Here is a 938-nt window from a genome sequence, read left to right as displayed (position 1 = left end):
TACTTAGATTGTTTCATAAATCAAATCGGATTCCTATAGATCCCCGACTTCTTAGAGAAGTCGGGGATCTGGGTATTACGTTTTTTAAGTTTGAGCTACTTATCAATCGGCTATCTGCTATATAAAACCTAGACAAAACTAGACTTTACTTTCTACTTCAACGGGAGCATGGGAGCAGTTATCCCTCAGTAGACTTTCACGCCTTAGCCAGACGCGATTGTGTTCCAATTAAGTTTCTGAAAAAGACTACCACCATCATTGCTTGGTTTTCGCGTCGGCAATAGTCTCAATTCAATACTTGATATCACCGTATTATATATCAAGTAGTTGATTTTTTCCTAAAATATATATTGATTTTTGTCAATATAAGTATAGTTTTGTCTATGAATTGTCAACTTAGGACTTGCTCATTGACTGGGAACCTATCAATTAATTGCATCGCCCGATAAGCATTACGCTGGAAATCTTTCGATAAATGAGGAACGTGGGGTATCTGAGATAATAAATCCAAAGTCCGGCGTAAAATCCTCACTACATCGCCTTCATCCAAAGTGGTATTTTCACAGAGTTCTGTCCAGGGTGTTCCCAGCGCCCACTGTTCCACTATGGCAATTAACTCAAATTCCAACCAAATAGGCAGAGCGACATTATACCGCCGTTGCAGTTGAAATATTTTGCGGCGAATGTTCCGCAGTTTTGCCAAGGCTTCTACTACTTCGTTACTGAGTTCAAAATGTACCCTACTATCTGGGCGAGGGGTTTCGATGACTAAGGCTGCTGCTGCTGCTGCTAAATGGTGCGGATCTAAATGTTCCAATTCACCACTTTCAAAGACTAAACCCAGCCATAATTCATTTTCTCCCCGAATGGCGGCAGCAATTTGCCCTAATTTGGTGGGGACTAAATTATCTAAAGCGTCAAACTGTTGCAAGATGGCA

The 938-nt window shown here is 40.8% G+C and carries 1 pseudogene; it reads right to left on the bottom strand.

From position 1 onward, the window contains the following. Positions 1–391: 391 nt before the first annotated feature. Positions 392–938 (bottom strand): annotated as a pseudogene (locus NSP_RS09570) (DEAD/DEAH box helicase); the annotation flags it as partial.

Origin of the sequence: Nodularia spumigena CCY9414 (assembly GCF_000340565.2) — a bacterium.
Lineage (GTDB): Bacteria > Cyanobacteriota > Cyanobacteriia > Cyanobacteriales > Nostocaceae > Nodularia > Nodularia spumigena.
This window is presented reverse-complemented; position numbering and strand designations above follow the sequence as displayed.